The 648-nt window shown below is 53.4% G+C and carries 1 pseudogene; it reads right to left on the bottom strand.

The window, feature by feature from the left end:
- Nucleotides 1–329 precede the first annotated feature (329 nt).
- Nucleotides 330–648 (bottom strand): annotated as a pseudogene (locus NW838_RS08820) (AAA family ATPase); the annotation flags it as partial.

Here is a 648-nt window from a genome sequence, read left to right on the forward strand (position 1 = left end):
CTGGTACCGGACAGAGCCGAGACAACTCAGTCCCAGCCGACTGGGTTAAGCCTGGCGAGGGATCCCAAGACCGGGTAGTCAAGCAATTACAAGCAATTAGTGACGAGGGGGCAGAGGTAAGGTCGAGGGTTGGGCAACGGTCAAATCAGGGAAAGGGGGAGCTGAGGTTTTGCTTTCCCCGTCGTGCAGCAACACATATAAAGCAAACACATATAAAGCAAGGGATCACCAACGACGTCAACGGCAAGGCAATCTCGAATGAGCTACGGACTTCTACAGCACTTCCCTTTGCCTCTCTTCATCGCTGGAGCCCTTCCGAGTTCAGCCGCCTAGCTAAGCTTTTGAATAGGATCGATACGGGGATCCAAGATTTTCTGTTGACCGATAGCGGGAAACCTCACCGCAATCGTGACCCGTTCACCACTGCCGAACACATGGGTAATCTGGCCTTGTCCGAATTGGGGATGTTGCAAACGATCTCCAATCGCCCACTGTTCTGAACGGCTTTGGCGGCGATTGGGCCTGGCCTTGGGTGCATCTGAAAGGGACAGTCCACTGCCGTGGGAGAGCTGTCGAGAAACGGCTCCGCGTCTGTCGAATTCGATTAACTCTTGGGGCAGTTCACTTAAAAATACCGAAGGAATAGCT

This window comes from Synechococcus sp. R55.2 (genome assembly GCF_047462075.1).
Lineage (GTDB): Bacteria > Cyanobacteriota > Cyanobacteriia > Thermostichales > Thermostichaceae > Thermostichus.